The 25,016-nt window shown below is 28.6% G+C and carries 56 protein-coding genes; 4 read left to right on the top strand and 52 right to left on the bottom strand.

The window, feature by feature from the left end; translation table 11 throughout:
* The 52 genes from LLF98_RS02550 to LLF98_RS02295 all read right to left on the bottom strand — a co-directional run bounded on the left by LLF98_RS02550 (window position 1) and on the right by LLF98_RS02295 (window position 19,524).
* Complete coding sequence (locus LLF98_RS02550) at window positions 1-162, bottom strand: hypothetical protein (RefSeq protein WP_291700541.1); 162 nt, start codon at window positions 160-162, stop codon at window positions 1-3.
* Window positions 163-209: 47 nt separating this feature from the next.
* A complete protein-coding gene (locus LLF98_RS02545; RefSeq protein ID WP_291700539.1) occupies window positions 210-476 on the bottom strand; it encodes a hypothetical protein in 267 nt (88 codons plus the stop codon).
* 18 nt (window positions 477-494) lie between these two features.
* Entirely contained in the window at window positions 495-848 is a 354-nt protein-coding gene (locus LLF98_RS02540; protein ID WP_291700537.1) for a hypothetical protein, read from the bottom strand.
* A 61-nt stretch (window positions 849-909) separates the two neighbouring features.
* Complete coding sequence (locus LLF98_RS02535) at window positions 910-1,122, bottom strand: hypothetical protein (RefSeq protein WP_291700535.1); 213 nt, start codon at window positions 1,120-1,122, stop codon at window positions 910-912.
* An 86-nt stretch (window positions 1,123-1,208) separates the two neighbouring features.
* Entirely contained in the window at window positions 1,209-1,373 is a 165-nt protein-coding gene (locus LLF98_RS02530) for a hypothetical protein (RefSeq protein ID WP_291700532.1), read from the bottom strand.
* Window positions 1,366-1,551: a hypothetical protein gene (locus LLF98_RS02525; protein WP_291700530.1), complete on the bottom strand. Its 186-nt coding sequence runs from the start codon at window positions 1,549-1,551 to the stop codon at window positions 1,366-1,368. The genes LLF98_RS02530 and LLF98_RS02525 overlap by 8 nt, the downstream gene beginning before the upstream one ends.
* Window positions 1,544-1,681: a hypothetical protein gene (locus LLF98_RS02520; protein WP_291700528.1), complete on the bottom strand. Its 138-nt coding sequence runs from the start codon at window positions 1,679-1,681 to the stop codon at window positions 1,544-1,546. The genes LLF98_RS02525 and LLF98_RS02520 overlap by 8 nt, the downstream gene beginning before the upstream one ends.
* Before the next feature lie 15 nt (window positions 1,682-1,696).
* The gene (locus tag LLF98_RS02515; protein ID WP_291700526.1) at window positions 1,697-1,858 is read right to left on the bottom strand and encodes a hypothetical protein; all 162 of its coding nucleotides are present in this window, start codon (window positions 1,856-1,858) and stop codon (window positions 1,697-1,699) included.
* Window positions 1,859-1,915: 57 nt separating this feature from the next.
* Window positions 1,916-2,173 carry a hypothetical protein gene (locus LLF98_RS02510; RefSeq protein WP_291700525.1) on the bottom strand — a complete coding sequence of 86 codons (258 nt, stop codon included), beginning with the start codon at window positions 2,171-2,173 and terminating at the stop codon, window positions 1,916-1,918.
* Window positions 2,174-2,204: 31 nt separating this feature from the next.
* The gene (locus tag LLF98_RS02505; protein ID WP_291700523.1) at window positions 2,205-2,492 is read right to left on the bottom strand and encodes a DUF1653 domain-containing protein; all 288 of its coding nucleotides are present in this window, start codon (window positions 2,490-2,492) and stop codon (window positions 2,205-2,207) included.
* A gap of 46 nt (window positions 2,493-2,538) precedes the next feature.
* Window positions 2,539-2,967 carry a hypothetical protein gene (locus LLF98_RS02500; RefSeq protein WP_291700521.1) on the bottom strand — a complete coding sequence of 143 codons (429 nt, stop codon included), beginning with the start codon at window positions 2,965-2,967 and terminating at the stop codon, window positions 2,539-2,541.
* 25 nt (window positions 2,968-2,992) lie between these two features.
* Complete coding sequence (locus LLF98_RS02495) at window positions 2,993-3,175, bottom strand: hypothetical protein (protein ID WP_291700519.1); 183 nt, start codon at window positions 3,173-3,175, stop codon at window positions 2,993-2,995.
* A gap of 179 nt (window positions 3,176-3,354) precedes the next feature.
* Window positions 3,355-3,516 (bottom strand): hypothetical protein, encoded by a 162-nt coding sequence (locus tag LLF98_RS02490; RefSeq protein ID WP_291700517.1) that lies wholly within the window; start codon window positions 3,514-3,516, stop codon window positions 3,355-3,357.
* Window positions 3,517-3,563: 47 nt separating this feature from the next.
* Complete coding sequence (locus tag LLF98_RS02485) at window positions 3,564-3,740, bottom strand: hypothetical protein (protein WP_291700515.1); 177 nt, start codon at window positions 3,738-3,740, stop codon at window positions 3,564-3,566.
* Between the two features lie 25 nt (window positions 3,741-3,765).
* Window positions 3,766-4,116 (bottom strand): hypothetical protein, encoded by a 351-nt coding sequence (locus LLF98_RS02480; RefSeq protein ID WP_291700513.1) that lies wholly within the window; start codon window positions 4,114-4,116, stop codon window positions 3,766-3,768.
* A gap of 53 nt (window positions 4,117-4,169) precedes the next feature.
* Window positions 4,170-5,000 carry an AAA family ATPase gene (locus LLF98_RS02475; RefSeq protein WP_291700511.1) on the bottom strand — a complete coding sequence of 277 codons (831 nt, stop codon included), beginning with the start codon at window positions 4,998-5,000 and terminating at the stop codon, window positions 4,170-4,172.
* A gap of 111 nt (window positions 5,001-5,111) precedes the next feature.
* Window positions 5,112-5,453, bottom strand: coding sequence for a hypothetical protein (locus LLF98_RS02470; protein ID WP_291700509.1), 342 nt, complete (start codon window positions 5,451-5,453; stop codon window positions 5,112-5,114).
* 71 nt (window positions 5,454-5,524) lie between these two features.
* Window positions 5,525-5,710, bottom strand: coding sequence for a hypothetical protein (locus LLF98_RS02465; protein ID WP_291700507.1), 186 nt, complete (start codon window positions 5,708-5,710; stop codon window positions 5,525-5,527).
* Window positions 5,711-5,760: 50 nt separating this feature from the next.
* The gene (locus LLF98_RS02460) at window positions 5,761-6,774 is read right to left on the bottom strand and encodes a DUF262 domain-containing protein (RefSeq protein WP_291700505.1); all 1,014 of its coding nucleotides are present in this window, start codon (window positions 6,772-6,774) and stop codon (window positions 5,761-5,763) included.
* Window positions 6,775-6,984: 210 nt separating this feature from the next.
* Window positions 6,985-7,266, bottom strand: a complete 282-nt coding sequence (locus LLF98_RS02455) for a hypothetical protein (protein WP_291700503.1) — start codon at window positions 7,264-7,266, stop codon at window positions 6,985-6,987.
* Between the two features lie 43 nt (window positions 7,267-7,309).
* Complete coding sequence (locus tag LLF98_RS02450) at window positions 7,310-7,711, bottom strand: hypothetical protein (protein ID WP_291700501.1); 402 nt, start codon at window positions 7,709-7,711, stop codon at window positions 7,310-7,312.
* A gap of 33 nt (window positions 7,712-7,744) precedes the next feature.
* Window positions 7,745-7,981: a hypothetical protein gene (locus LLF98_RS02445; protein WP_291700499.1), complete on the bottom strand. Its 237-nt coding sequence runs from the start codon at window positions 7,979-7,981 to the stop codon at window positions 7,745-7,747.
* 50 nt (window positions 7,982-8,031) lie between these two features.
* Window positions 8,032-8,271: a hypothetical protein gene (locus LLF98_RS02440; protein WP_291700497.1), complete on the bottom strand. Its 240-nt coding sequence runs from the start codon at window positions 8,269-8,271 to the stop codon at window positions 8,032-8,034.
* 36 nt (window positions 8,272-8,307) lie between these two features.
* On the bottom strand, window positions 8,308-8,526 hold the full coding sequence (locus LLF98_RS02435; protein ID WP_291700495.1) for a hypothetical protein: 219 nt from the start codon (window positions 8,524-8,526) through the stop codon (window positions 8,308-8,310).
* Between the two features lie 50 nt (window positions 8,527-8,576).
* Window positions 8,577-8,813: a hypothetical protein gene (locus LLF98_RS02430; protein ID WP_291700493.1), complete on the bottom strand. Its 237-nt coding sequence runs from the start codon at window positions 8,811-8,813 to the stop codon at window positions 8,577-8,579.
* 82 nt (window positions 8,814-8,895) lie between these two features.
* Window positions 8,896-9,192: a hypothetical protein gene (locus tag LLF98_RS02425; RefSeq protein WP_291700491.1), complete on the bottom strand. Its 297-nt coding sequence runs from the start codon at window positions 9,190-9,192 to the stop codon at window positions 8,896-8,898.
* Window positions 9,193-9,251: 59 nt separating this feature from the next.
* A complete protein-coding gene (locus LLF98_RS02420; protein WP_291700489.1) occupies window positions 9,252-9,668 on the bottom strand; it encodes a hypothetical protein in 417 nt (138 codons plus the stop codon).
* A 51-nt stretch (window positions 9,669-9,719) separates the two neighbouring features.
* Entirely contained in the window at window positions 9,720-9,902 is a 183-nt protein-coding gene (locus LLF98_RS02415; RefSeq protein WP_291700487.1) for a hypothetical protein, read from the bottom strand.
* A gap of 40 nt (window positions 9,903-9,942) precedes the next feature.
* Window positions 9,943-10,176 (bottom strand): hypothetical protein, encoded by a 234-nt coding sequence (locus LLF98_RS02410; protein WP_291700485.1) that lies wholly within the window; start codon window positions 10,174-10,176, stop codon window positions 9,943-9,945.
* Window positions 10,177-10,210: 34 nt separating this feature from the next.
* Window positions 10,211-10,432: a hypothetical protein gene (locus tag LLF98_RS02405; RefSeq protein ID WP_291700483.1), complete on the bottom strand. Its 222-nt coding sequence runs from the start codon at window positions 10,430-10,432 to the stop codon at window positions 10,211-10,213.
* 73 nt (window positions 10,433-10,505) lie between these two features.
* On the bottom strand, window positions 10,506-10,718 hold the full coding sequence (locus tag LLF98_RS02400; protein WP_291700481.1) for a hypothetical protein: 213 nt from the start codon (window positions 10,716-10,718) through the stop codon (window positions 10,506-10,508).
* 129 nt (window positions 10,719-10,847) lie between these two features.
* Entirely contained in the window at window positions 10,848-11,093 is a 246-nt protein-coding gene (locus LLF98_RS02395) for a hypothetical protein (RefSeq protein WP_291700479.1), read from the bottom strand.
* A gap of 86 nt (window positions 11,094-11,179) precedes the next feature.
* A complete protein-coding gene (locus LLF98_RS02390; protein WP_291700477.1) occupies window positions 11,180-11,392 on the bottom strand; it encodes a hypothetical protein in 213 nt (70 codons plus the stop codon).
* 39 nt (window positions 11,393-11,431) lie between these two features.
* Window positions 11,432-11,611, bottom strand: coding sequence for a hypothetical protein (locus tag LLF98_RS02385; RefSeq protein WP_291700475.1), 180 nt, complete (start codon window positions 11,609-11,611; stop codon window positions 11,432-11,434).
* Between the two features lie 56 nt (window positions 11,612-11,667).
* Window positions 11,668-11,838: a hypothetical protein gene (locus LLF98_RS02380; protein ID WP_291700473.1), complete on the bottom strand. Its 171-nt coding sequence runs from the start codon at window positions 11,836-11,838 to the stop codon at window positions 11,668-11,670.
* A gap of 425 nt (window positions 11,839-12,263) precedes the next feature.
* Complete coding sequence (locus LLF98_RS02375; protein ID WP_291700471.1) at window positions 12,264-12,704, bottom strand: helix-turn-helix transcriptional regulator; 441 nt, start codon at window positions 12,702-12,704, stop codon at window positions 12,264-12,266.
* 353 nt (window positions 12,705-13,057) lie between these two features.
* Window positions 13,058-13,597 carry a hypothetical protein gene (locus LLF98_RS02370; protein ID WP_291700469.1) on the bottom strand — a complete coding sequence of 180 codons (540 nt, stop codon included), beginning with the start codon at window positions 13,595-13,597 and terminating at the stop codon, window positions 13,058-13,060.
* Window positions 13,598-13,669: 72 nt separating this feature from the next.
* Complete coding sequence (locus tag LLF98_RS02365; RefSeq protein ID WP_291700467.1) at window positions 13,670-13,921, bottom strand: hypothetical protein; 252 nt, start codon at window positions 13,919-13,921, stop codon at window positions 13,670-13,672.
* Window positions 13,922-14,041: 120 nt separating this feature from the next.
* Window positions 14,042-14,221, bottom strand: coding sequence for a hypothetical protein (locus tag LLF98_RS02360; protein ID WP_291700465.1), 180 nt, complete (start codon window positions 14,219-14,221; stop codon window positions 14,042-14,044).
* 152 nt (window positions 14,222-14,373) lie between these two features.
* On the bottom strand, window positions 14,374-14,529 hold the full coding sequence (locus tag LLF98_RS02355) for a hypothetical protein (RefSeq protein WP_291700463.1): 156 nt from the start codon (window positions 14,527-14,529) through the stop codon (window positions 14,374-14,376).
* A 39-nt stretch (window positions 14,530-14,568) separates the two neighbouring features.
* The gene (locus tag LLF98_RS02350; RefSeq protein WP_291700461.1) at window positions 14,569-14,955 is read right to left on the bottom strand and encodes a hypothetical protein; all 387 of its coding nucleotides are present in this window, start codon (window positions 14,953-14,955) and stop codon (window positions 14,569-14,571) included.
* Window positions 14,956-15,008: 53 nt separating this feature from the next.
* Complete coding sequence (locus tag LLF98_RS02345; protein ID WP_291700459.1) at window positions 15,009-15,176, bottom strand: hypothetical protein; 168 nt, start codon at window positions 15,174-15,176, stop codon at window positions 15,009-15,011.
* A gap of 95 nt (window positions 15,177-15,271) precedes the next feature.
* The gene (locus LLF98_RS02340) at window positions 15,272-15,484 is read right to left on the bottom strand and encodes a hypothetical protein (RefSeq protein ID WP_291700458.1); all 213 of its coding nucleotides are present in this window, start codon (window positions 15,482-15,484) and stop codon (window positions 15,272-15,274) included.
* A 160-nt stretch (window positions 15,485-15,644) separates the two neighbouring features.
* Complete coding sequence (locus LLF98_RS02335; protein ID WP_291700455.1) at window positions 15,645-15,869, bottom strand: hypothetical protein; 225 nt, start codon at window positions 15,867-15,869, stop codon at window positions 15,645-15,647.
* Window positions 15,870-15,951: 82 nt separating this feature from the next.
* Complete coding sequence (locus tag LLF98_RS02330) at window positions 15,952-16,182, bottom strand: hypothetical protein (RefSeq protein ID WP_291700453.1); 231 nt, start codon at window positions 16,180-16,182, stop codon at window positions 15,952-15,954.
* A 122-nt stretch (window positions 16,183-16,304) separates the two neighbouring features.
* Window positions 16,305-16,493 (bottom strand): hypothetical protein, encoded by a 189-nt coding sequence (locus tag LLF98_RS02325; RefSeq protein ID WP_291700451.1) that lies wholly within the window; start codon window positions 16,491-16,493, stop codon window positions 16,305-16,307.
* Window positions 16,494-16,677: 184 nt separating this feature from the next.
* Complete coding sequence (locus LLF98_RS02320; protein WP_291700449.1) at window positions 16,678-17,112, bottom strand: hypothetical protein; 435 nt, start codon at window positions 17,110-17,112, stop codon at window positions 16,678-16,680.
* 38 nt (window positions 17,113-17,150) lie between these two features.
* Entirely contained in the window at window positions 17,151-17,513 is a 363-nt protein-coding gene (locus LLF98_RS02315; RefSeq protein WP_291700447.1) for a DUF4258 domain-containing protein, read from the bottom strand.
* Window positions 17,514-17,608: 95 nt separating this feature from the next.
* The gene (locus LLF98_RS02310; protein ID WP_291700445.1) at window positions 17,609-18,013 is read right to left on the bottom strand and encodes a hypothetical protein; all 405 of its coding nucleotides are present in this window, start codon (window positions 18,011-18,013) and stop codon (window positions 17,609-17,611) included.
* A gap of 144 nt (window positions 18,014-18,157) precedes the next feature.
* On the bottom strand, window positions 18,158-18,793 hold the full coding sequence (locus LLF98_RS02305) for a class II glutamine amidotransferase (RefSeq protein ID WP_291700443.1): 636 nt from the start codon (window positions 18,791-18,793) through the stop codon (window positions 18,158-18,160).
* A 5-nt stretch (window positions 18,794-18,798) separates the two neighbouring features.
* Window positions 18,799-19,176 (bottom strand): hypothetical protein, encoded by a 378-nt coding sequence (locus tag LLF98_RS02300; RefSeq protein WP_291700441.1) that lies wholly within the window; start codon window positions 19,174-19,176, stop codon window positions 18,799-18,801.
* A gap of 90 nt (window positions 19,177-19,266) precedes the next feature.
* Window positions 19,267-19,524 (bottom strand): hypothetical protein, encoded by a 258-nt coding sequence (locus LLF98_RS02295; protein ID WP_291700440.1) that lies wholly within the window; start codon window positions 19,522-19,524, stop codon window positions 19,267-19,269.
* A gap of 1,284 nt (window positions 19,525-20,808) precedes the next feature.
* On the opposite strand from LLF98_RS02295, the gene LLF98_RS02290 reads away from it, so the two are divergent.
* From LLF98_RS02290 to LLF98_RS02275, 4 genes are all read left to right on the top strand, one after another.
* A complete protein-coding gene (locus LLF98_RS02290) occupies window positions 20,809-21,405 on the top strand; it encodes a site-specific integrase (protein WP_291700438.1) in 597 nt (198 codons plus the stop codon).
* 452 nt (window positions 21,406-21,857) lie between these two features.
* Complete coding sequence (locus LLF98_RS02285) at window positions 21,858-22,361, top strand: winged helix-turn-helix domain-containing protein (protein ID WP_291700436.1); 504 nt, start codon at window positions 21,858-21,860, stop codon at window positions 22,359-22,361.
* A 7-nt stretch (window positions 22,362-22,368) separates the two neighbouring features.
* Window positions 22,369-24,246 (top strand): ATP-dependent helicase, encoded by a 1,878-nt coding sequence (locus LLF98_RS02280; protein ID WP_291700434.1) that lies wholly within the window; start codon window positions 22,369-22,371, stop codon window positions 24,244-24,246.
* A gap of 266 nt (window positions 24,247-24,512) precedes the next feature.
* Entirely contained in the window at window positions 24,513-24,842 is a 330-nt protein-coding gene (locus tag LLF98_RS02275; protein ID WP_291700432.1) for a hypothetical protein, read from the top strand.
* Window positions 24,843-25,016 lie beyond the last annotated feature (174 nt).

Below are 25,016 nucleotides of genomic sequence, written 5' to 3'. Positions count from 1 at the left end.
TTATCTAATATTTGTTAAATCAAGAGATATTATTTCTCCTGTATTCTTATCAACAAATATTATTGTATTTGTTCTTACCTCCATATGTATATTATTATTTTTTGCATCTCTGATTAACTTCTGTAATTTGTCACTATAGTAAGATACATTTTGTTGTTTCATTATGATTTCACCTCCTACATAAAAGTGTTCAAAAAGATTATTTGGTGTTAATTTTCATCTTTTCCGAAAATAAAATTATATTTCATATTAAAATCTTTTAAATTAACATCTGCTTCTAATGTTAACCAAAATCCTTTTGAATTAACTTCAAAATATATTGTGTATTTATCCATTGAAAAATAATAAATATCTTTTTCTAAGTGTCCTAAAGATTTAATTATAAATCCATATTCCGTTTTAAATTCCTGAATTAAATTAAAAATATACTCCCAAACATTTTCTTTAATGTTTATTTTCTCTGTGACTTTAAACATCTTTCCCATCCTTTCTATCTAATTATAAATTGAAAAATTATTCATAATATAAAGATAGGTTTCTTTAATATTATCTCCAGGTTCTTCGTCTATAATATCCCACAATAAATCAAATGAATATTCTTTTACAATATAACTAAAGGCTCTAGAAATAATTTCTCTTGCATACCCTTTTATATCTTCTTTAAATTTCTCTCTTAATTTAGTACCCGTATCACTTCTGGAACCACTTCTTTCAAAATCATACGCATATGTGTATGGGAACCTATCCGATTCTATATGTGATTTTAATCTATCCCCTACTTTTGGAATTTGATTAAGTAATTCTTGAATTTTACTTGATCTTTTCTTTTCTAATTCTATACTTTCCATTATATTAAATGCACCTCCTTTTCGTAAAAATCAAAGTTATCCACAAGCTACAATTCCCAATTTATATGCATTTAATTTCCTCTATAGAAAGAACTTCCGTATTTACTCCAGGCATTATATCGGCAAGTCTTATTATTTCTTTGTCAATTTTTTCTTGAAGTTTTTTACCATTATCATAACATAAACATTTGTGTGTATATAATAATTCGCCTGTACTCTTCATAAAAAGATTGATTATAACTAAATATTTTTTTCTGAAAAACATTTTTAACATTTCATCTCTCTTTCCTTTTATTTATATTATACTTTTAATTAATTGTTGTCAAGAAAATATTGAAATAGAATTGGCTTTTTACGTTATTATTCTTGAGATATATTTTCATAAGTAGTACTAATGTAAGTGCCTACTTCAACCCTTATCTCCACCATTTTATCTTCGCTATTTGCACCTACCACCATACCAGTAATTCCAGCACATTTACCATTTAATATAGTTGCTTCTTTACCCACAAAAACTTTATTCAAAATAATTTTTCCTCCTAAATATATCTTTAAATCTTTCCCATCTAATAATAAACCAATATGAAACGTCATATCTAATAAATATATAAAACTTTTGCCATTTTGTTAAATGTGAAGCGTCGAATAGATTATTATAAACAATCCAACCAGTAGGTAATTTATCTATTTTATATTTATTCATACACTAATCCACTCCATTTTAAATCTAAATATAATTGATATTCATGTGCTTCTTTTATATTCTTAAATTGATAATCTGATGGAAGATTTTTTGCCCAGGTAACAAGTTTTTTAATTTGGTTGTTTGACATTTTTGTTTCCTCCTTTTAATTTTCCATTTCGACAATTTCAAAAATAACAATATCAATATTATCAATATAGGAACGAAGTTGCTTTATTGCTTGATCTTTATTTTCAAACTCTCCCATAAACATTCTTTTATTAAGTGGTTCTGAAATAAGATAAAAATGGATTATAAATCTTTTCATTTTGACATTCCACCCTTTCTATTATATGTATTGTAGTGGAATATATCATTTGTAGCATTATTCATCAATACCAAGACAAGCTAACGCAATACTATTTTCTTTTTTACCTTTATAAAATTCTTGATAAATAAAATTTTCCCAAATTACACCTTTACATAAATAATATTTATTAGACTCATCTTCATCTACTAAAATTGCTTCTTTTATAATCCCAATCGGAATTTCATTAATAATAAATGGTTTATTAATTATATCTTCTATTTTTTGATAATTATCTGGCACTTCAAGTTTGTATTCAAAAATAATATTATTCATCTATTAATTATCTCTCCTTCTTTATTATTTATCATAACTCCACTGGTTGAAATCTATATTTTTGATTATATTGTTTATATTGATCTTCCGTACATCTTTCTATAAACATCTTTGATGGTTTTATATATGTTTTACATTCACCATATAATGCCTTGTAGTAAATCATTCTCTCATTAGTTTCTGTATGCTGAACGTGAACGTCTACAATTAAATATAAACCACCTTTGAAATGTCTAACTACTCTACCTTGCCAATTAATAACTTCAAGTAATCTCATATCTTCATCTGTTAAATTCTCAATGTCTATATTCCTATTCATTATAAACTCCTTTCACTTATGTCCAAATTCACATTTTGTAATGTTTCTACATAGTAATTTCTTTCTTACGAAACTTTTCATTCGGTTCGCCTAAATCAACAAGATTTATATACGTTCCATCTTTACGCATTTCTTTGACCTGTAAATTACATATTAATAAAACCATCTTACCAAAAATTATTTCATTAGTATTTCTTTGATCTTGTTTCCCTAATCCACCAAATTCATTAATATTTCTTGGCGATAAATCATCAAATAATTCTGTAAGGTTTATATTTTTGTTTTTAATTAACTTGATTAACAATTTTGAAAGAAAATGATATTTTGCTTCTGCTCCAACGTTACTAGCATCATATCCGCAATAATCACCAATTACTTTTTCAATACCGTTTCCACCATACCAGGATTTACATGCGTAAATTAAATCTTGTTCCATGTTATCAAGTTTAAGACTTTCTTCTATGTAATTTTTCATTAAATTCTCTCCTCTCACTTCATTATTATATTATTCCATTACATGTAGCAATATTAAATTCTTTTTTATTATCTGCTTTTACTGTTTCCGTAAATATGTTCTTTGAATGATATACTCTAGATAGAAAATTTCTGGCTTTATAAGGATTTTTAAATTTTCTTATAAATCGTTCACTTTTTCTTATGTCGTAACATTCTATTTCTATCATATAAATCTCCTTGTTTTAATCTCTTATTATCTTCTGTTTAACTCTAATTCCACATTATATAACGTACTAATCAATGGAAGAAATACTGCTGTTAATATCATTGAAAACCAAACTATGATAAACTTTATAAAATTCATAATTATCCTTCCTTCCTGTTATTATCAAATAACCATTTCATATCAATCTATAGGTTCTGTGTCTACTGCATTGATCCACATCCAATCATCATCCCAAATTAAAAACCATAAATCTTGCGGGATATATTTTTTATCATCATCCTTATCGCTTACCGCATAAACCTTATATTCCTTTTTAGTTTGAATATCTCTTACTTTAAACATTTATTAAGACCTCCTTTAAAATACTTCCAAACAACGATTTGGTGTTGTTATTTAACTTCTTCTAAAATTTTAGTCATTTCTTCTAACCATTGGTCGCATTTATCTATTTGTTCTTTTCTATAATCCACACAACGATTAGTAGCCATTCTATGATATGAATCTGCTATTAAGTTTCTTTTAAGATCAAATAACTCCCTTTGTTCTTTTGATAATAAACTTAACAATTTCAATTCCACCTTTCTTAATCTGTTATGCTTTCATAAATAAAACTGCTACATTAACAATTGCTTTATCTAATCCTTCAACTCTATTTATTAATTCATGAGCAAGCTCTTTATCGTTTTCAAAAATAATAAATCTATCATCATCTTCATACGCTTCAAAATCATCTTCGCTGCTCTCATCTTTTATTTTTACCCATCTTTCAGCATCAAGATATTTCAAAGCGTTTTCTTTACTGTATTCAATACTAAATCCAACTTTATCATTCTCTTCATCATCGGGAATAGACAAGTAATCTTCAATAATTTCGTATATTTTACCTTCTTTAGTATCACCGGATGCACACATATTCGGTTTTAACATTAATAATCTTTTCATTCCTAATTCCTTCTTTCTTTAAATTTAAATCTGTTATACTCCAAACCAAATTTCTATTTGGTTTCAATTAATCCTAAACCAACTAATTCATTATATAATATGCTAACATTACAAACAAAATTGGCATGTTCTGTGCTTCCACCATAATAATCACCCTGCGAAGAAGTTTCTGTTGATACACACTTATTATAAATATTTTTATACTGAAGGAATGTTATTTGAGGACATATTTCTTGTAATAAAGAATCAAATTGTTCAAATCCTACAGGTTGTGCTTCGGCACTCACAGTACCATGACCACCCCAACAATCACCCCATGATCCACCTAAACACCAACTTGAAGAAGTCATTTCATAGCGGTCATTAACATAAATATGATATTGGTCTATAAACATTTGTAAATCAGATTTTCTTTTTACTTTATGCTCAATAATATTTATGTTTTCTATGCTATATTTTTCTTGGATAGACTGTTTGTCTATTACTTCTATTTTTGCATTTTTAATTGTAATCGCTGAATCTTTATTTCTTCTATATTGATCGTTATAAAGGCATGATTCAATATCTGGTTTCCAATAATGTATTTCTAGGTTATCATTCTTTATGTTATTTTTAATAATGTCAATTATATGAAAAATACTTTCATTAGTTAAAAACAATCCATCTATAATTACTTCATCGTATTTACTTCTTGAATAACTTGCAACATCTCTTTTTAAAATTTGGTCTTTATCTTTTCTTCCGTTATATTTATCCATATCTATATGTGCTATAAGGCGTTTATTTTTTCTCACATAATTATTACTTCCGTTTTCTTTTATATAATTTTTAGCAAAAGTAGTTTTACCACTTGCAGGTAAACCCATCAATATTATTATCTTCATAATTATACCTCCTTTATTCTCCCTTATACTCTGTTATACTCACTCGTACAAAAATCATGATAAATCCCCACTTCTATTATGTTATTTTAACATATCATATTTTCTTATGTATTAATCCCAATAACTGCAATAAAATTCTCTACTATTCTTCGGTACTACTCCATATTCATAACTAAAATTATTCCTTAACATTATTGCAACTTGATCACTAATTTCTTCTACCCAATTAATTATTGCATTATTTAATTCTTCGTCAAAAACCTTCTTTTTGTTTTTACTGATGCTGTTAAATACCTTTTCTGAGAATCCTTCACGAACTGCTTCTTCAATCAATCCATCATCTATAATAGTATCTATGTTATTTTCAACATCAATTTCAAAAATTTCTTTAGTACAATACCCTTCTCTAAAAAATCTGCAATGGTTACAATTTTTCATCCAATCTTCAATCATATGTATTCCTCCTGTTATTATATTTTGTTTCTTAGGGAAGGATTGTTTCACCTTCCCTATATGTTCTATTATTAGTCAAACATTCCTTCTGCATCTTCTAAGGCTGAGATTAGGCCATCAAATTCTTCTCCTGGCATTAGGTCTGCTAATTCCATTACCATTTCTAAAGGTACTCCGTACTCATCACTCATTGCCTGTAAATAATCTTCCCTGTTATCGTAACCATTTTCTTGATAAATGTCTTCTTGTTCACTCATTCAATACACTTCCTTTTTTTGTTATTATATTTATTTTACTAAAGTATCCCTTATGCTGTCAACTTAAAATTATCTTTAATCCAATTATCATAAATTTCCTTCAATCCATTAATCCTGCCATTGATTCTCTCTTTCTTCGTTGATCCTGCTCCACAATTGTTTTTATATACATCTCCTGGTTTACTGTTTTTAGGATACCATGTGAGGAAACTCTTAATCTGTTCTTGATTGTCCAGACTGTTTAAGAATCCTACCATAGATACTATATTAATCTTGGTGCAGAATTTGTTATACTCATTACCAAAACTACTTGCTATGGTTGTGAATAATTCCTCTGTGCGGTTTAAGACTTCATCCGTTATGTCATTTTGCATAAAGAATTTCTCAACATCCTTTGTATTGAATGTGTTATATTCCAACCCCGATACTAAGATGATTGATTGTAATACCGTCATCTGCTTATCTGATTTCTTTACTGCATTATTTGTAAAGTGTGCTACGTCCGTAAATAATTTATGTTCTGTTATGATCTTATGTACAAATTCCTGTATATTCTTCTTTGCTGATACTAAGGCAAGATGTTCTTTGCTTACAGGTTTACCATTATTCAAACGGTAGAAAATATCATTTACAATACTTTCTTCATCATCATCTTCTTCAAGTTCAATCAGTTTGAAGGAGAGCATAAACCCTTTAATTTCATCCTGTACTTCTTCTGGAAGTTCTGTGAATTTCTTGCCTGAAATATTAAACTTTTCACCAGTTGATTCAAGTCTGATTTGTGGGAGTTCTGTTAATGCCCATTCATCATTTAAAAATGAATGAATAATAGTAAGTCTCTGGAGTCCGTCAATTATACTATAGGTGTTCCCTGTTTCATGTTTCTCCTGTATAGCATAGATATCAGGAACAAACATTTCTAGTGTAGAATGGATAAGTAATGACTTATCTTCATCTTTCCATTGTCCTGCTGGTCTTTGCACAGGATTGTCAAATATGATAGATTCCTTATTAATCATTGTATTAACCTGCTTTACTGACCATGATAAACTCTTTCTCTGCATTGTAAATCACTCCTTAATTTTTATAATTTATTATATTACTATTATAATTGATACGTTTAATATTTGCAATAGTAAAATGAAATTTTCTCTAAATTTTTCCATAGAATTTTTATACCCAACTCCGCACAACCTATAACTAGGATCGTTTTATAACATCATCCCTATAATAAAAGGATAGTGGTGTAATGCCCTATCCTTACATAGTTAATATCATTTATATTTCACTTCCATTACAATTCTTTCAAAAGCTGAGATATCAATCTGGTTTATAAATTCCTCTATTTCCTGGTCTGATAGATAACTGTATTTATGATCCCAACAATCCCTTAAAAATTTACCCTGTTTATTAAATCCCCATCTCTGGAAATCTTCCATTGTGTAACTATATTCACCTAGTTCGTTTTCCAAATCAAAAACATATATTATTACTTTGCCATCCTCAATCAAAATTGCTGATGGATTTATTTTCTTATTGTATCGGATTTGTTGCATTTTATTTATCTCCTTTCATGATGAAATGTACTTTCTATTAAAACTATGCCAGATAAATTTTCTTACCAATTAACCTTTCTTCTTTTTCGATATTAATAGGGCATATTTCTTGTACACTTGCACCTACTGCTATTTTAATACCTTCAAATTTTATTCTACCACTAAATAAACCTGATACCGTATCAGACATAGCTTCAGTAACTTCAATATCAGTATTAACAATTGTGTGTAAATAATAATTACCAAGTCCCGACCAATCCCATTCCCTAAATAAAATTTCTCCTGTTGGTGTAATAGCTATTTCTAATGTCAACGGACATCCAGAAGCACTCCACGGTGATACTCTACAAAGCATACTACCTTTTTCGTAAACTTTTCCACCATAATTTTTTCTAACATCAATTTCAACATCACCTTGATATTGATCTTTAATAATTATTTTCATCATAATTCCTCCCTTATATTTATCATTATGGAATTATACTTCTGTTATAACTCTAGGCCATTCGTTATCCCAACCTGGAAATTTTATATTGTCTATTGAATCTATAGTTGGGATTTCTCTTAAATACACATAAACTTTTTGCATAAAACCACCAGTTTTCTTACGAGAATCGAAACCTTTTTGAATTAATTTAGTTAGTTTCTCTGCTTTTTCAGGATCATTAATATTTAAAACTACAAAAGGCACATCGTTTGTACAAATTACATACATAAATTTTCTCCTTTCCTAACTTGTTATAGAAACCTTGTTTGGATTTAATATTACCTTCTCGCCACTAAATCTATATGTGGGTAATTTGTTTTATAATTGATGATATCAATAAGATTACTAAGCATTTTTATCTTTTTCACCGGGTAAACTTGTATAGTATCTACTTGCTTTCCATCTTTTTTATACTTTACCTTCAGATATTTTTCACCTTCTAATACATCTACCGCACACCATATTTCTAATCCGTTTTCCGTATTGCCAGTGTTAAACCAGTTATTAAATTCATCCATGTTAAACGCCTCCTAACTTAAAATGAATATCTTAATCTATTCAAACTTAATCCCATGTTTATTTAAAAACTCAAAAACATCTTCATAATCTTTATCTTTACCATTTTCTAAATCCGCATAATAAGCACCCCTAACCTGATAAATACTTTCCACCAGGATTAAATCATTATTCTTTTCATAATCCTCTTTGCTTTCCGTTATACCTGTTTCGTTAATAAACCTCCATGCCTTATCCATCATTTCTTCGTGTTTCATTGTTATTCCACCTTTCAAATATTGATCCAATTCCACCTTCTGTTAAAAGTTTAATAATTACTTTGACTACTTAAAAATACATCTCCCTGACATACTCTAGCTGCAATTAATTTAATTTTATCTTCTCTCTTTTTTGGTCTTTTGGTTTTTCTACTTTCTATTTCTATTAAATGTTGTTCGATTTCTGCATCATTTAATCCTTCTAAATATTCTTTAACAGCCTGTTTAGTATTCTCTCCTGCTCTTAAAGCATTCCTTCTAACACGATACATTTCTGATATTTCCATTAAAGATACCTCCTATAATTATTTTATTAATATAATTATAGGCGATATAATCCATACTGTCAATAGTAAATCAATAATAAAATTAAATTTCTTTTAGAAATTCCTGTATGTCAAAATTGAATTCACAAGCTATATGAAGTGCTTGATTAAAAAGTGGTATATTTTTATTACAAGTTGTACCCCAAGCATAAGTATTACTACTAGAATATCCTAGTTCCATTATATCCTTTGGTTGAATATTAAACTCTTTTAGAATACGTTTGAAATTTGCCTTTATAAGTTTACGGTCTGCTGAATTATAATTATTGATTAATTCTAAAAATCTTCTCTGTGTTTCCATCTGGTCAACTTCCTTTATTCTATTTTCTAATGTCTGCATATTTAATCACTCCTATTTTATTATATCTTATTATTTAACCAATCCCAGGATTTATAATGTTATTTAAAATATTCATCAAAAGTCTTAAATTGTTCTATGTCTTCTTCGTATTCATCAAAGTTATTATAATACACTTCTTCCCAATGCTCTATTAACTCTCTATAATCTTCCTGTAAGAATCTTTCTTTATCTTCACCTGTTATATATAACTTAATAATATTAAATTCAAGTTTTTCAAAATCAAAATGAAAAATACCTTCTTTAAGTTCTATATAACCACTTTCACAACCAAAATAATCTACTCCCATTTCACCATATGATTCTAAATCAAAGTGTTCAATTTCTTCAATATTATTACGTTGTTCTTCTGTTAAACTATATTCGTCTTCTAATTCCCATATTTCCAACCCTTCAGGTGATAGACCGCTATTTTTATATTTAATCTCTACTGGTTTAATTAATTTTTCAATACTCATTGTTAAACCACCTTTCATATTTTATCCAAATGATTGTTTGACGTTAATATTTTATGTCCAACCTTTTTGTAAATCATGATTAGATAAAACGTAAGTTTCAAAATTATTAGAGTTATTCATATTAATATCAATGACAGTACAGGCAAATTCTCCTTCCCTCTTAGCAATCACAAAATTCTTCTTCATAGACTTACTATATACTTTATCACCAGATTTAAAAATTTCTTTACTCATTTCAATCTCTCCTTTCACTCATTACAAAACGATTCTTTTGTTATTTTATTACTTGGTATCCAATTCCTTTTTCTTTTATATTTATTCCATAATGAGTTAAAATATCTGCTACTTCTTTACTAATTGTTGTATACTCATAAACTCCCTTACTGTCTATCAAAGTGCAAAATCTTTCAATTTCTCTTAATGTATAAAGTGATCTGGTTTTCCCTGCTAATTTACCTCCGTTATCATACGCAGACATCATGGCTTTTCTTATAGCACTTACTTTCATCTATTATACCTCCCTTTATATTATTAATCTGTTATTAACTAGGAATACAAGCAAATATTAAACTCTTATTCTCGTTTACCTTCATATCTTTATTTAACCTGTAATCAATAACCTTCTGGCATTCCTCTAATGATTGATAAGTGAAAAAATACCCTGCAATTTCAAAACCATTTTTCCTGGTGTGATAAATATCCACCCCTTTGTAATTCTCAATAAATTGCTTCTGATCCTGGCGGTATTCCTTGTTATTCTTCATTCTATCAATTCCCTTCTGTTTTATTATAATTCCTTCTATAAAGCCCACTTTATAAATGGGCTTTAACAAGGAATTATAATATCTGTCTAAACTTTATGAATTTATCAATTTCCTTGTGGTTTCCAGTATCAAAAGCCTGGTTCAAAAATTCCTTTACTGGTATTGCATCATCATCAATTTTACTAAAATCTGTTATCTCAGCATAATTAACTTTCTCCCAGGATTTTGATCTTAAAACATAAAAATTGTAATTGCCGTTTTCTAATTGTTCATAAACTTTTAACATGTAATCACTCCTTACCTTTTTTATAATTATATCATATTGACAGTATGAATGTAAATACTATTTTTATATTTTATTTTTAATACCCAGGAATTTTACCCAGGAGTTATATCGACCAAATACCTATTTGGTTTAATCAAAATCAATCCAACAACTACCACAATAACCCGGTTTATTTTCATGTAACTCTTTCAAAACCCTAGACACTATTTCTGCTTCTTCATGTGTCATTTCAATTTCTGCAAAATGATCTTCTTCTGCGGATAACCCCATCGTATAAAATCTTTTTCCATTATCTACTTCCAGTTCTCTCCCACACATAGGACAAAGTTTGAATTCTGAATTTTTAGTTTCAAAACCACATGCACATTTTTTCATTATAAAACCCTCCTGCAATCTCTTTAATACTCTGTTATACTCCGTTTTTCAATCCAAATATTGAATGAAATGCCTGATTTATGTTGTTATGCAGTTCCCATATATGTTCCACCATTTTTATCAAACCAAAATCTATTTAACTTTATCAAAACTTCTTCTTCTGTTATATCTTTCCATTTATTGTTAATAAAATCCCATGCAAATCTGTCATGAGCTTCCTTTTGTGCTTTATCTTCTAACTCTTCATATTTTACTAAACCTTTACTTCTCATTAGTTTTTCATCATTCCAATTTTCCATTATAACCCATCCTTTCTATTTTTGAATAAAATGTCAGTTTTATTCAAATTCTAATTCTATAAATGATTCTAAATTATCACCTTCGTCAGCCACATCTGCGGTTACATTAATTAAATGATATTTATTTTCCTTTGTATCTTCATCCCATAAGATAACCTTACAATCTCCGTACATTTCAATTCGTTCTTGTAATTCTTTAATTAATTCGCTTGCCAACATTTTAAAACCTCCTTTTAAAATCGTGACCAACTCTGAATTCTGTTATAAGTTTAGTTTTATTCACCATATGTATCAATAAGAATTTCTATTGCTTCTTTTGGTGTATTGTTACGGTAAAACTTCCAAGGCTGTTTAAATGACATACGGTATGCAGTTTTATATTTTGTTTGGTTTAATGTATTGCGTACCTCTATAAATTTTGCTGTTAACTCATCCCAATTTATCATTCTGTTATACCCCTTTCCTGTTCTCTTTTTATTAGTATATCATACTCACAATAGCAACGCAACAACTAAATTTATTTTTTTACTATAATTATTTAATTATGCTGCTCTCCTGGTCTTATCCTGTTCGGCTGTTACGGTCTGTATATGTTTGGTTGCTTTGTTTAATGGATCAAAGTATTTAACCGTTAACGCAGATATACCGATTAAAATCCAACCTGTTGCGAAGTACATCAGAAGTAATATAATCATGTTTATATAATCTTGATTAGTAATTGTCATGCTATTATACCTTCTTTCTGTTATGGTTTATTTTAATGTTTTATTAAAAATTTGCTGTGGAAATTTTAGATTGCTGTTATGCTTCCTCAGTAAAATTTACAATCGGCTGTTAATAGGTATTATGCTGATTAATAAAAGACTTGCTGTTATACATTATCTTCCATATCTACATTAAATAATCTGTTATACTCCCCTGCTGTTCTTTCTGTTATACTGTATTTTTTACACAGTTCTGTTATATGTAAACTGTTATAGTCATCTATAAATTGCTGCTTTTTATTGCTTGTCCATTTGGTTTTATGTTCTGTTATTGGTAAACCTGGGAGTGGTGCAAGTACGGCTGTTATTGTAATTTTTAACGCATTGCATATTATTAAGACTGTTATAAAATCTGGTTTATATGGCACGTTAAACTTGCGTAATTGGTAAATAGTCTGTAAGGGAATTGCCGTTAACTGTGATAGTTGGGCAGGTTTAATATTGACCTGATCCATATATTGTTTAATGTTAGCCTTGATGGTGTCCCGGTCTACTTCCTGGTATTGATTGTAAAGGATTATTAGTTCTTTTTGCTGCTTTAAATCCATAATATAAATACCTCTTTTTATTGATATCGTTTTATTACCTTCTATTTTGCTTTGTAAGTAGTTTTATATATTTTTAGCTTGTTAGGTATTACCTTGCGGTTTATCTTTGCTTATAACGCATTGTGAGAGGTTGTTTTTTACTCTATAAACAAAAAATAAACCGACAACCTTTTTATAGGCTGTCGGCTCTGGCTCTGTGGCTCTGGCTCTGTTTTAGTTTGTGGTGTTTGGTGTTAGGTTTACGGTTATTTCCTGCTTACATTTTTTACAATAGACTATAATATTGTTTGCTGTTGCATTGGGTAATAATTTGAATAGTTTTGTTTTACAGTTCGGGCATGTGTACCATGTTGTTATATCTTCCATTCATTTCTCTGCCCTTCTAATATTTCTAATTCTTCACATATGCGAGATATAACCCCATCTAGTAAAATAGCCTGACCTGTGCAAGTTCTGCCCCATATGCCCTCATCTTTTAACACTGGCTCGTTATGGTTTGCAAGTTTATCTATTAACCAACCCGAACACATCCACCATTCATAAACTTCTTGCGGTTCTTCTTGCTCGTCTTCTAGTTCTTCGATACGGTCTTCAAGTTTAGAAATTTTCTTTTCTAATTGTTCCATTTTTTCTTCAATAGCCGGAGCAGGATTTTCCTGGTTTTCATATTCTTCTAATTCGTTTTCTAATTCTTCTTTCTGGTCTTGTAGTTCCTCAATTTTTTCATTATTATCAATGTAAATATTTTCTACATCATCCATACAAAACGGGGCTTCCCCGTCTTCATACCCTTTTGATAAAATGTACTCTACCATTCCACTAACACAACAATAAACTTCTCTTTCAACAAATTTCCTTTTAATTTCCTGGTTTTTGCTTGAATTGTGATCCATTCTAATTACCTCCTTTTATTTAAGAGTTTAAAACCCTTTAGACTGCCCGACAATGGGCAGGGTTAAAAGGTTCTAATTAACTAATTCCTGCATCATTTCGTTTAATGCCTTGTAATCTAATCTTGTGCCATTCCAAGCTATATTATCTGGAGTTCTATCACCTTCCATATAGTTCTTTTTAATAAACATTTTATAAGGTGCTTTACCTTTGTAACTTTTCATAAATTCAACTGCTGCCCGGTAAAGTGATTCTTCGTTATTAATCCATAATGCCACGTTCCAAGTTTGTCTGTTCTTCCAACCGTTATAAGTATTATCTGTCATTTAAAACAACTCCTTAATATTTTTATTTTGTTTATCTGTTGTACTAAGTATAGCAGTTATAAATAGTATTGTCAAACTAATTTTTAATTATTCATTGATTTTTTATTGATTATTTTTTCTTTACCCTTGTGGGCATAAATCCCACTTCTGACACCATGAGCAAAATACTTCAATATTAGTTTTAATCCCCTGCTGCCATCTTACCTGCTGATACTGATTATAATCTGCATACCATACGCCAGCCTTGTAGTAGGCTTTCACTCCGTCAATGTGGCGGGAATTTGTGTGGTTGTTATTCATTGGCCTGACCTCCTTTCTATACTAGATTTTTTATTTTATAGTTTATTAGCACTTACAGAGGTTAACACATTGCTGTTATTATTTATATTATGTTTATGCTGTGTTAACCTTTAAAATGTTAATTCATAACCTAATCGTCATTAGGTTACAAGTTAACAAATTCTTATATACCCTACCTTGTAACCTAAATTAATAAAGTAATCTCTGATATATTGATTTTCTTCTACTGTGTGGCGAATATCGTTAGGCATTTCTAATTTTTTTGCTGTTATAACTCCGTCAAGTTCAATCTCTACATAAATTTTCATTTTGTAACCTCCTTAAAATATCGTTACCATATACCAGTTCTATACAAACATAAAAATAATTATTGCCTCATCGGTCTCAAGCTGAAAATCTGCTTCAAATTCCATTTTGCTTTGATCTGTAGTATATTTAATATCGCTTGAAAATAACATGATATGATAGGAATTTTCTGTTATGTTATCAATCAATTCAATATCATCAATGCCTCCACCTTCATTAATTCGATAACCGTTTTTCATTTCAACATCAAAACAAATACTTCCAGCCATTACCGATAATAAAATAGATTTGTTCTGATTATTAGAAATCCATTTGTATATCGTGTTCAGGTCTTTACTTCTTTGTTTTGTTATGGGTTTTAAGTTTAATGTCTTTGCAAGTTTTTCGTTATTATTAACCATTGCTGACTCCATCATGGTTTCATTCATTTTTTACTCCACCTTCCATTATTTACTGTGCATAAAATTTGCTATTGGTGTTATTATCTAAATGTGATTAATGACATCCGATTTAAGTCTGTTTCAAGTATTTTGAAATAATCCAGTTTTTTAATTAAATCTGCATCATACCATATTGGTTCACCATTTTCTTCAAGCTCTTTTGTTATTCTGTTAATCCAATACATTTTATTAAATTCTTTAGTTTTCAATCTATTCACCTCCTGTTATTATTAATACCTCTATTGAGTGCTATTCGGCTGTTATTGTGTTTGGATTGATTAGCACTCTAACAAGTATTAATCTGTTATTTTAATATTACTAAAATACTTTCTCCCATTCCTTGAATAATCCACTTTTTAATATTTCTATTAAACACTTCTCCTATTGTGCTATTCTTATATGTCTTTTTCATGCTATCAACATCCGATATAACTACTAATGTTTCTTCATCTGCTTCAACAAATTTAAACTTTGTTTCAGAATTACCAAGCTTTAAAACTAAATCTTTAACCTTCATTTAAAATACCTCCTCTTAATTTATCTGTTATCTTATTCTATCAAATTACAATCCATATTGTCAATATGATTCTATGCTAATATTTATTTTTTTATTCTCTTAATTATGGGATAAAATCAATCTTTGGTCACAAGTAGTAAAGGGAGGCTGTTATTGCTGGTTAATTGTATATATTTGTTTCGTGATAGTTATAAACTTCTACCCCATCAACAATAGCAACAGTAAATTCAAAATTCGCTCCATTTGCTGAGTTAGGTTTGTTATTATAGATTTCTCTTGCTTTTTCTTTTGTTTCATAAAAACAACCTTCTCCAGATATAAAAACATGATCCTCTTTTACAAATTGATTTCCCATGTAACCTGTTAATTGTTTAAATGTTTTCATTCTGTTATATTCCTCCTCAATATTTATAATTCTGTTATAGTCTCAACTGATTATTTCCGGCTATTATGCTGTTATCAATCTGTTATACTAATTTAAATGCACTTAGAATAATTTTGTGTTGCTGCTCCCAACCTTTTAACCAATTGTCTTTTATTTGTTCTTTTAGTTCTGGGAATTTACTAATTAAATATTGATATCCTGTATCTAATACGGGTTGTCTATATCCGGCCTTAATTCTGTAATCCCTACCACAAATATAACTTGTAATTTCCGCTTGATCTTTAGTGGTTCTTAAAAGAGATTTATAATTCATGCTGTTATCCTCCTTTTATATTTTATTTGTTACCTACAAGGCTGCTATAATGTTTGCTGTTATTGCCTTGTAACGCTTCCGTCCTAAAACCTATTTATACTCGCCAGATCGAGTTAAATTGTTTATAATGCTAATTTATAAATACCATTTTTCCGCTGTACATGTATTACTTCAACGTCCATATAACCTCTTTGGTTCCAATCTTTTAAAAACTTTTGTTTAATATCATCAATATTACTAAATTGATGCCAAACCTCAATAGTTTGAATTTCCTCATTACATTTAAAAGTAACAAAATAATAATTATACATTGTATCCCATCCCTTCATTTTGTTATCCTGTTATCTATTATATTATCATATTGGTAATAGTAACGCAAGTATTAAAATGATAATATTTATTTTTTGGTTGTAATATCCTCTAGTAAGTACATTAACGGCTGTTATTGGTTTGTGATATTGGTGTTAATGTACTTTAACAGGATATTAACGGCTGCTATAGTGTATTTATTAATCTTTCCTCCCAGTACGGGTTTAATAATTCAGAACTAAAACCTTTTACATATTGTATAACCTTTAATATATCATCTTTTATAATACGTTTTTTATTTAGGTCTGAGAAAATTTGATCGTAGTTTGTAGTTAGGATATCCCATATAATGAGATATTGTTTATAAGTAAAAGGATTATTTTGCCGGAGTGCTAATAAGATTTTATCTTTTACTTTTAATAATTCCTGCTGTTTTTCCTGGTATTGTTTTTGTTCTTGTTTTTCGGCTATGTATTTTGCTATATTAATTTGATTTTGAATTTCTTCCTCTTGTTCTTTTTGTTTCCTGTATTCAATTTGCTGTTTTTTGAATTTTCTTTGTGCTGATTCAAGTTCTTTCCCAGTTATATAATTTCCATTTGTGGCTTTGTAACCCTTCATTTTTATACCAACTCCTCAGTAATAAATTTTAGAACCTGTTATACTAATTTAACGGCTATAGTTCCATCTTTTACCCAACAATCGGAGTTATCAATAACGGTTACAATAGTTATTGTGTTTATGGTTATGTTGCAAACTACGCTAAAATTATGCTCTTTATCCATTATAAAAATGTCTCTGTTACTGCCTGAGTAATCTGTTATAGTCTTTTGGCCTAAACTGAGAATACTGCCTGTTACCTGGAATAAGTCAATGTTCCTTTGGTTTAATCTCTGCTCTGCGTGATTTGTTAGTCTTATAGAGTATGTTTTATTGTTTAATGTAAATGTATTAATCATTTTACCGTGTTTCCTCCTGTTATTATGTATTTTAGCATATGTTGATGCTGGATAGTTATTCATTTATAGTATACCTCCTTCCCTGTTATAGTTCTGTTATGCTGTTATAGTCCTTTATAAATAGCACTATATTACTGTTATAGTGCTATCTAAAAAGATTATATATTATGGTTCTTCATTTCTTTATTAAATCGATCCATAGCATTGTATTTAGTTAAAAATTCTTGATGTAATTCTAATTCCCGGCTTAGTTCTGTTATTAGATTACTTTGTTTGTTTATTTCCTTTTGTAGTTCGTCCTCATGAGTGGTTGTTCTTAAATATTCCATATTCCATACATCATCCGATACAACCAATTTATTTGTGCTGTTATCGGATATCTCATAACCTATAGCAATGTTATGCTTATTCTGTTTCCTGAGTGATAACATACGGTTAATTGCGTCCTCTAGGTCTTTTACCTTTGGTAATTGTTTGATGTTTTCAAAATCGGGATCTCGTTCTACTTCATTGGTGTATTCTACAAAGTAATTGATAGTTAAATTCTTATCGTTATTTATCATTGTGTTACCTCCTGTTATTGATTTTAAAGGATTTAAACCCTTAATGGAGTGCTAATAGGTTACTGTTATGCTGTTATGGTTCTGTTATAGTATGTTGTTATATTATTAGCACTCGGTAAAAGATTTAAGTTTATGCTGTTATAGTTATTTTAATATTTCCTGACATTGTGAGCATAAACCATTGTATTTGTCAACATGGCCATACTGCCCACAATATGCACAATAATCTATTATAGAGTACATATATATTTTTTTACTGTTTTTACTTTTTGATGTTTTATACCAGCGTGTTTTTTTATATGTATCGTTACTATAATATATACCCTTGTCTTCAATAAAACGGCCTAACATTTTAACTCTGCTGTTATCCATGAATATAAATTTGCTGTTAGTTAATTCTTCAATCAATGCTAATACAGCAGGATTGAATATTGTCCTGTTATCCATTTTAGACAAATAATCACGAATAAATATTTGTGTGTCAGATAATTTATTCATGCTGTTATAGTCTGAGCAAAAAGGAATTATACCATTATGCACCATAGCAGTATTAGTTGTTATAGTAGTTTGCTTTAACTCTTTTATATTCGCTGTTATGGGGAAAGGATGAGTATTTGCTTCTGTTATACTCCCCTGTGTAGCGTAACGGAAATGTAATACAATATTGTTTGCTGTTATATCAATTTTACTGTTTAGGTTTTTAACTGCTGTTATAAGATCGTCAAAGGACATAAATCCTTTTTGGATTATTACTTTGTTACTGTTATTGTCTTGGTACATTAAACCTACTCCATCAGGGTTAGAATCAAAACAATACAGGACTCACATAATACCGTATTGTTATTATCTTCATGGCTACAATTATTACAGATATATTCTCCGCACCAATCACAACGTACCATATTATCTGTATGAGTATATTGGTTACAGCACTCACAAAAACCATAATCATCTAAACATGATTCGCAAATCCATTTATATTCTGATGATCCACCTACATCTGTCATCTCATCATTTTCATGATATTCTCCGCAGTCTTCGCATTTTTTGTAATTGTCATCAAAATAATCCTGGTTTATATATTGTCCGTTAAATAATATGTATATTGCTTCAAAATTTGTATTGCGGATGATATTCCTTTTTTTTAAAGTTTCCATTATCATTTTATCATACTCCTTTTGTTTTTTATTTTGTTACCCTGACGGGCTTGTTATGGCCCGTTTCGCTTGAATCTCACAAGCTCATCAGAGGGTTTATATGTTATACAATTCTTCATCTAATATCATTGTGTCAGGATCAACTTTTATAAGATGCTTAAACCATTCTTTTGTTACTACTTCCACTTCTTCGGGGATAAAATAGTTTTCTAATTCTTCGGGTTGTTCTCCTAAATATTCACAAGTTTCTAAGTAATGCTCCATGTTTTCTTTACCTATAGTTTGAGCTTTTTTGAGATTTTTTGATTTAGTGAAGTATGTTGTATCTGCTGACCAGAAACTGTATATTTTCATTTAATGGCCTCTTTTGATTTAATTACTATAATTATAATATCATACTACCAATATTAATACAAGGATTTTTTAGTTTATTTTATATTTTGTTTATGATTATCTTGGTTTGGTTGAATCGGTGATATAGTGGGAATAGATTAAACTATACTTTTTGAGTATATTATTAGATTGTCTATATGGTGGGAATATGTTAGACTGTATATAGTGTATATATACAGTTAATACAGTAAGTCTTCCACCAATGATTCCCTGTTATTAACCCCGATCCTGTCGACATATCAAGGCAACAAAAAACAAGGGTTCTAATTCCCTTGTAACGTGTTGGTATTCTATTCCTAATAATTTTACATTACCTTGCTTATTTTCGTTCAATCTGAGTCATTCTAGCAGCTAGTTTTATTTGTCTAGTACCAATTCGATCATTACTCAGCTATTAATTAGCAATTATCCTGGTTATTCCGGCCTGATAACCTCAAATATCATTATAAAATTTATGTTTCATATATTAATCCAGTACAATATCTTTATATTATTATTCCCTGCTACCTATCATTAATCCCATAAATGATACTTAATTACATTGTGTATCATTTTATAATGCTTATAAATGCCTATATATAGGCATTTTTGGCCATTAATTATTATTTACTATGATATCAATATATTTTTTTACTCAGGTGGGCGGGTAGTTCACAAAAAGAACAGATGTTTGTAGAACAGATGTTCGCACATCTATTCCATCAACAGACCCTACCTAAAATCGACTTTCGACTAAATTTCGTTTAACCTCCCAAATCCCAACAAATCTACCTTTCAACCACTTACCATCTCATATCAATCCCAACCCAACCTACTCCAACAAAAAACCATTAAAAACTCCTCTCAAAAACCACTTTTCCACCCATCCCTTAACTTCCCTTTACCTCACATCAAATCTCCTTTTCTCCACTCAATTTCCCTTACAAAATATAATAAAAATACAACCAAAAATTATCCCACTTAACCCTACATTCACGACAATAAAAATCTACCCTTACAAAACTTCTATATATAATACCCTCAACACATAAAACTCCTTATAAACTCTGGTAAAACAAATAATCTTTATACTCAATTACCAATCTTACCGATTACTGATTATTTATCAATTAATAAATTTTAAACTATTCGTTCTAAATTTATTTTATTATTCTCTTGACATATGTATCATTTAGTTATAATATTATATTAACAAATTAACCAACAATAAAAATTAATCAATAATCAAAAGGAGGAACCTACACCATGAAAACAGTACAACCAATTCGTTCACTCTCTCAAATCAAACAAATTGAAAAAATATTAAAATCTCAATCCACCAGAGACTATATGCTTTTCCGTTTAGGCATCAACTCAGGTCTTCGTATATCAGATATCCTATCTTTAAAAGCAAAAGATTTACGCAATCAAGATTATTTCAATCTTAAAGAACAAAAAACTGGTAAAACTCAACGTATTAAAATTCAACCAACATTAAAAAAAGAATTAAATCAATATCTTCAGAATCTAAAAGATGATGAATATCTCTTTCAATCCCAAAAAGGAATTAATCAACCTATACAACGTATGCAAGCCTGGAGAATATTAAATGATGTTGCTAAAAAAGTTGGAATCAATGAAGAAATCGGTACACATTCGCTCCGTAAGACCTTTGGATACCATATGTACCTTCACGCAAATAAAGATGTAACTATTGTTCAAAAGTTTTTAAATCATTCTTCCCCATCAGTTACTTTAAGATATATAGGAATTACTCAGGATAACATGGATGATTTAATAGATTCATTTTCATTTGATTTTGATGAAAAACCTAAATCCAAAAGAAATAAAATGGTTGTGTAATTTATTGTCTTGCCAGACGGGCAAAGTGTTCAGTTTTTGCTCATCCGCAAAACCTTCCACTTTATAATAATTTATTGTTTATATATTTTTTTATTTTTTATTGGAACTTTTAGTAAAATATATCGTCTAACTTATTAGAATAATATATCCATTGACTTTTATATTTTTATTTTGTATAATATGATTAGGATATTTATATAGAAAATTATATTATTAAATGAGAGGATGTGGTAGTGAGAAGATAAGATATATAAAACCGTCAACCAGACCCGATATATAGGGATTCCTTGAGTTCAAAATTCCGCTATTTGTGGAATTATTTCAGACTTAAACACACTAGTATAAACGAGATATTTAAAGCAATTCATTATAATCGTAATATAAATATATTTAATCGGAATTCCGCTATTTGTGGAAAAATGATTCTGATTTTATAATTATGGAGGTAAAATATGGGAAATAAACAACCAAAATTTAATATTGTTGATGTTCAATCTGGAGAATTAATTAATGTTATGTATCAAGGAGATAGAATTAGACGAGAAGAACAAGATAAGTTTGCGGGAAATAATACTTTATTAAATCCTAAAGAAGAATTTATAAAAATATTTGTGAAACCACTTCTTAAATTAAGTACAATGCTTACAAATCCTGAAGGTTGGTTTGTAACATATTTATTAAAATATTTAAATTATACTTCTGGGATATTAAAAAATGATAATGGGGATTGTATTACTATAGATGACATTATGGATGAATGTGGTCTTAAACCAAGTTACACATATAAAATATTAAAAAGTTTAGAAGATAAAGGTATAATCGCACGATGTAAAACAGAAGGTCAATCATATATTGCAATGAATCCTTATATTTTTATGAAAGGAAGATATGCAAGTAATACTCTTATAGATTTATTTAAAACAACTAAATGGGTAAGTATATTTAAGGAGGATTAAAATAGTTTTGGAATTTAATAAAAATCAAATAGAAGCGATTAATCATTTTAAAGGCAATTGTTGTGTAATGGCTTCCGCAGGAAGTGGGAAGACTTCGGTTTTAACTAACAGGATAGCAAATCTTATTAATACATATAAAGTTGATCCTAAAAACATACTTGCTATAACTTTTAGTGTTAAAGCAAGAGAAAATATGCAAAATAGATTAATTGATTTAATAGGTGAAGATTTAAACAAAGTTACAATAGAAACTTTTCATGCTTTAGGTAATAAAATACTTAAAGAAAGTAAATATAAATATTATCACAATAAGATTAAATTCTGGCAACAAAAACAGTTTGTAAATAATATTGTAGTTAAAATTCTAGGTTTAGAAAATAATGAAAATGATGTCCCTACTAATGCTATTTTATCATTTATATCTTATCAGAAAAATAATCTACTAGATTACAATGATGAGATAATATCTATCTCTGCAATGCCATATGGTATTAATATTATGAGAAGAATATATCAAGAATATGAAGAAATGAAAAGAAATGAAAAATTAATGGATTTTGATGATATGTTAATTAATACATATAAATTATTAACCAGTAATGATTCAGAAAGAGAAAAGTATCAGGATAGATATAAATTTATTTTGGTTGATGAAATGCAAGATACTAATTTGGCACAATATGAAATTCTTAGACTGTTGGGTAAAAAACATAATAATGTATTTGTGGTCGGTGATCCTCTTCAATGTATCTATGAGTGGAATTTAGCCAACAACAGTTATATTATTGATTTTTATAATGATTGGATAGATACAAAAGTAATTCCTTTAAATATTAATTATAGGAGTACACAAGATATTGTGGAAATATCTAATAAGTTAGTTGAAAATACTAAAGAGACTACTCACAAAAATTATTGTGAATCTATAGCTAACGCATCAAAGTATATAAATCCATCGTTTGCTTATTTTTCAGATGAATTTGAAGAAGCAAGTAAAATTGCTGAAAAAATCATTAGTTTGAAACCACAAGAATACAATTATTCTGATTTTGCTATTTTAACAAGAACAAATTTTCAAGCACAGGCAATCGAGGAAGGTTTATATAAAAATAATATTCCCTATGAAGTAATTGGTGGAACTATGTTTTATGAATTAAAAGAAATTAAAGATATGATTTCCTATCTTAGATTAGTTCAGGATATTAATAATGATATCGCATTTAAACAAATATTTAATTCTCCAAATAGATATTTAGGAACGGTATTTTTAGATGAGGTATCCACTTACGCAAAAAGGCATAATATTTCTTTATTTAATGGTATGCAGATGTTCCCTAGAAGTGGTGAATGGAGATATAAGAAAGGTATTAGTGAATTAAATAATATCATTTTAAAAATTAGAAAACGTAAAAATTATAAAGTAGGAGATTTAATTAATATTATTAGGAAAGATTTAGATTATGATAAATATATATTAAAAGAAGATGTTGATGGGAATATAAAAAGTGAAAGAATTGATAATTTGGATACTTTGGTTGATTTAGCAAATAAATATAATACAGTTGATTTATTTCTTAAAGAGGTAGATGGATTATTAGGTTTTTCCAAAAATTCAGATATTGAAGATAAAGTAAAAGTAATGACAATTCACAAATCAAAAGGATTGGAATTCCCTATAGTATTTATTGTTGGTGTAAATGATGGTTTGTTGCCTCATGCTAAATCTAATAATATTAATGAAGAACGCAGGTTGTTTTATGTAGGTTTAACCAGAGCAGAAAAAGAATTATACATATCATCTACAATGTTTTATCGGGATAAAGATATGGAAATAAGTGATTTTATTTATGATATATTTGATGAGAAAGATATTAAAACAGATTAATTAAAATATTAATATAAATATATCTTGCATTTTACCTTTATTTTTGATATAATATAACTAATAAAAAAACTAAAACTAATATAATAACTCAATAAAACAACCCAAAACCCAAACAAAACAACAATAAAAAGGAGGAACACCCATTATGCTATTCTACCCTACTGCCCCAGGTTCAAAAAACTACCTAGTACTAAACGGCAGACTCACTACATACGGTAAACGGTTTTTGAAGTTATTAAATTTGAAGAAAGGAGGAAATAGATAACTTGGCATTAGAAAAATCTGAAAGATATGTTCTTATAGGAATTGATGAAGATTCTAAGGATGCACAAATAATTTCTTTTATAAAACCTTGGACTAATAAACTTGATAAACTATGTAAACAATATCCAAAATCATTTAAACATGTTAGTGATCAAATGGATGGAGATGAATTGGTTGGAAGAGAATATATTTGTGATAAAAAGTTAGTTCCATATCCAAGAGCACCAAGAGAGAAGAAAGAATCAACTGAGGAAGAAAAGAAAATTAAAGATGAGAAAATGAAAAAGATGCAACAAGCAAGACAAAAGAAAGTTAAATCTAAAACTGATTAAAATAGTAATATAAATATACTTAAAAACTACATACATAAGTTTATATCAATTTAATAATAAAATACCCTCTAAAAACGCTCTAAATTATCTCCGGGGTATAGTTACATTCCCTGATACCTTTTCGATGATTCTGGAGGCAAATTTTCTTATAAATACAATAAAAATTACCCTACT

This window comes from Clostridium sp. (genome assembly GCF_021372645.1).
Taxonomy (GTDB): Bacteria; Bacillota; Clostridia; order Clostridiales; family Clostridiaceae; genus Clostridium.
The sequence above is the reverse complement of the archived record's forward strand: the minus strand, read 5'-3'. Positions and strand labels throughout refer to the sequence as shown.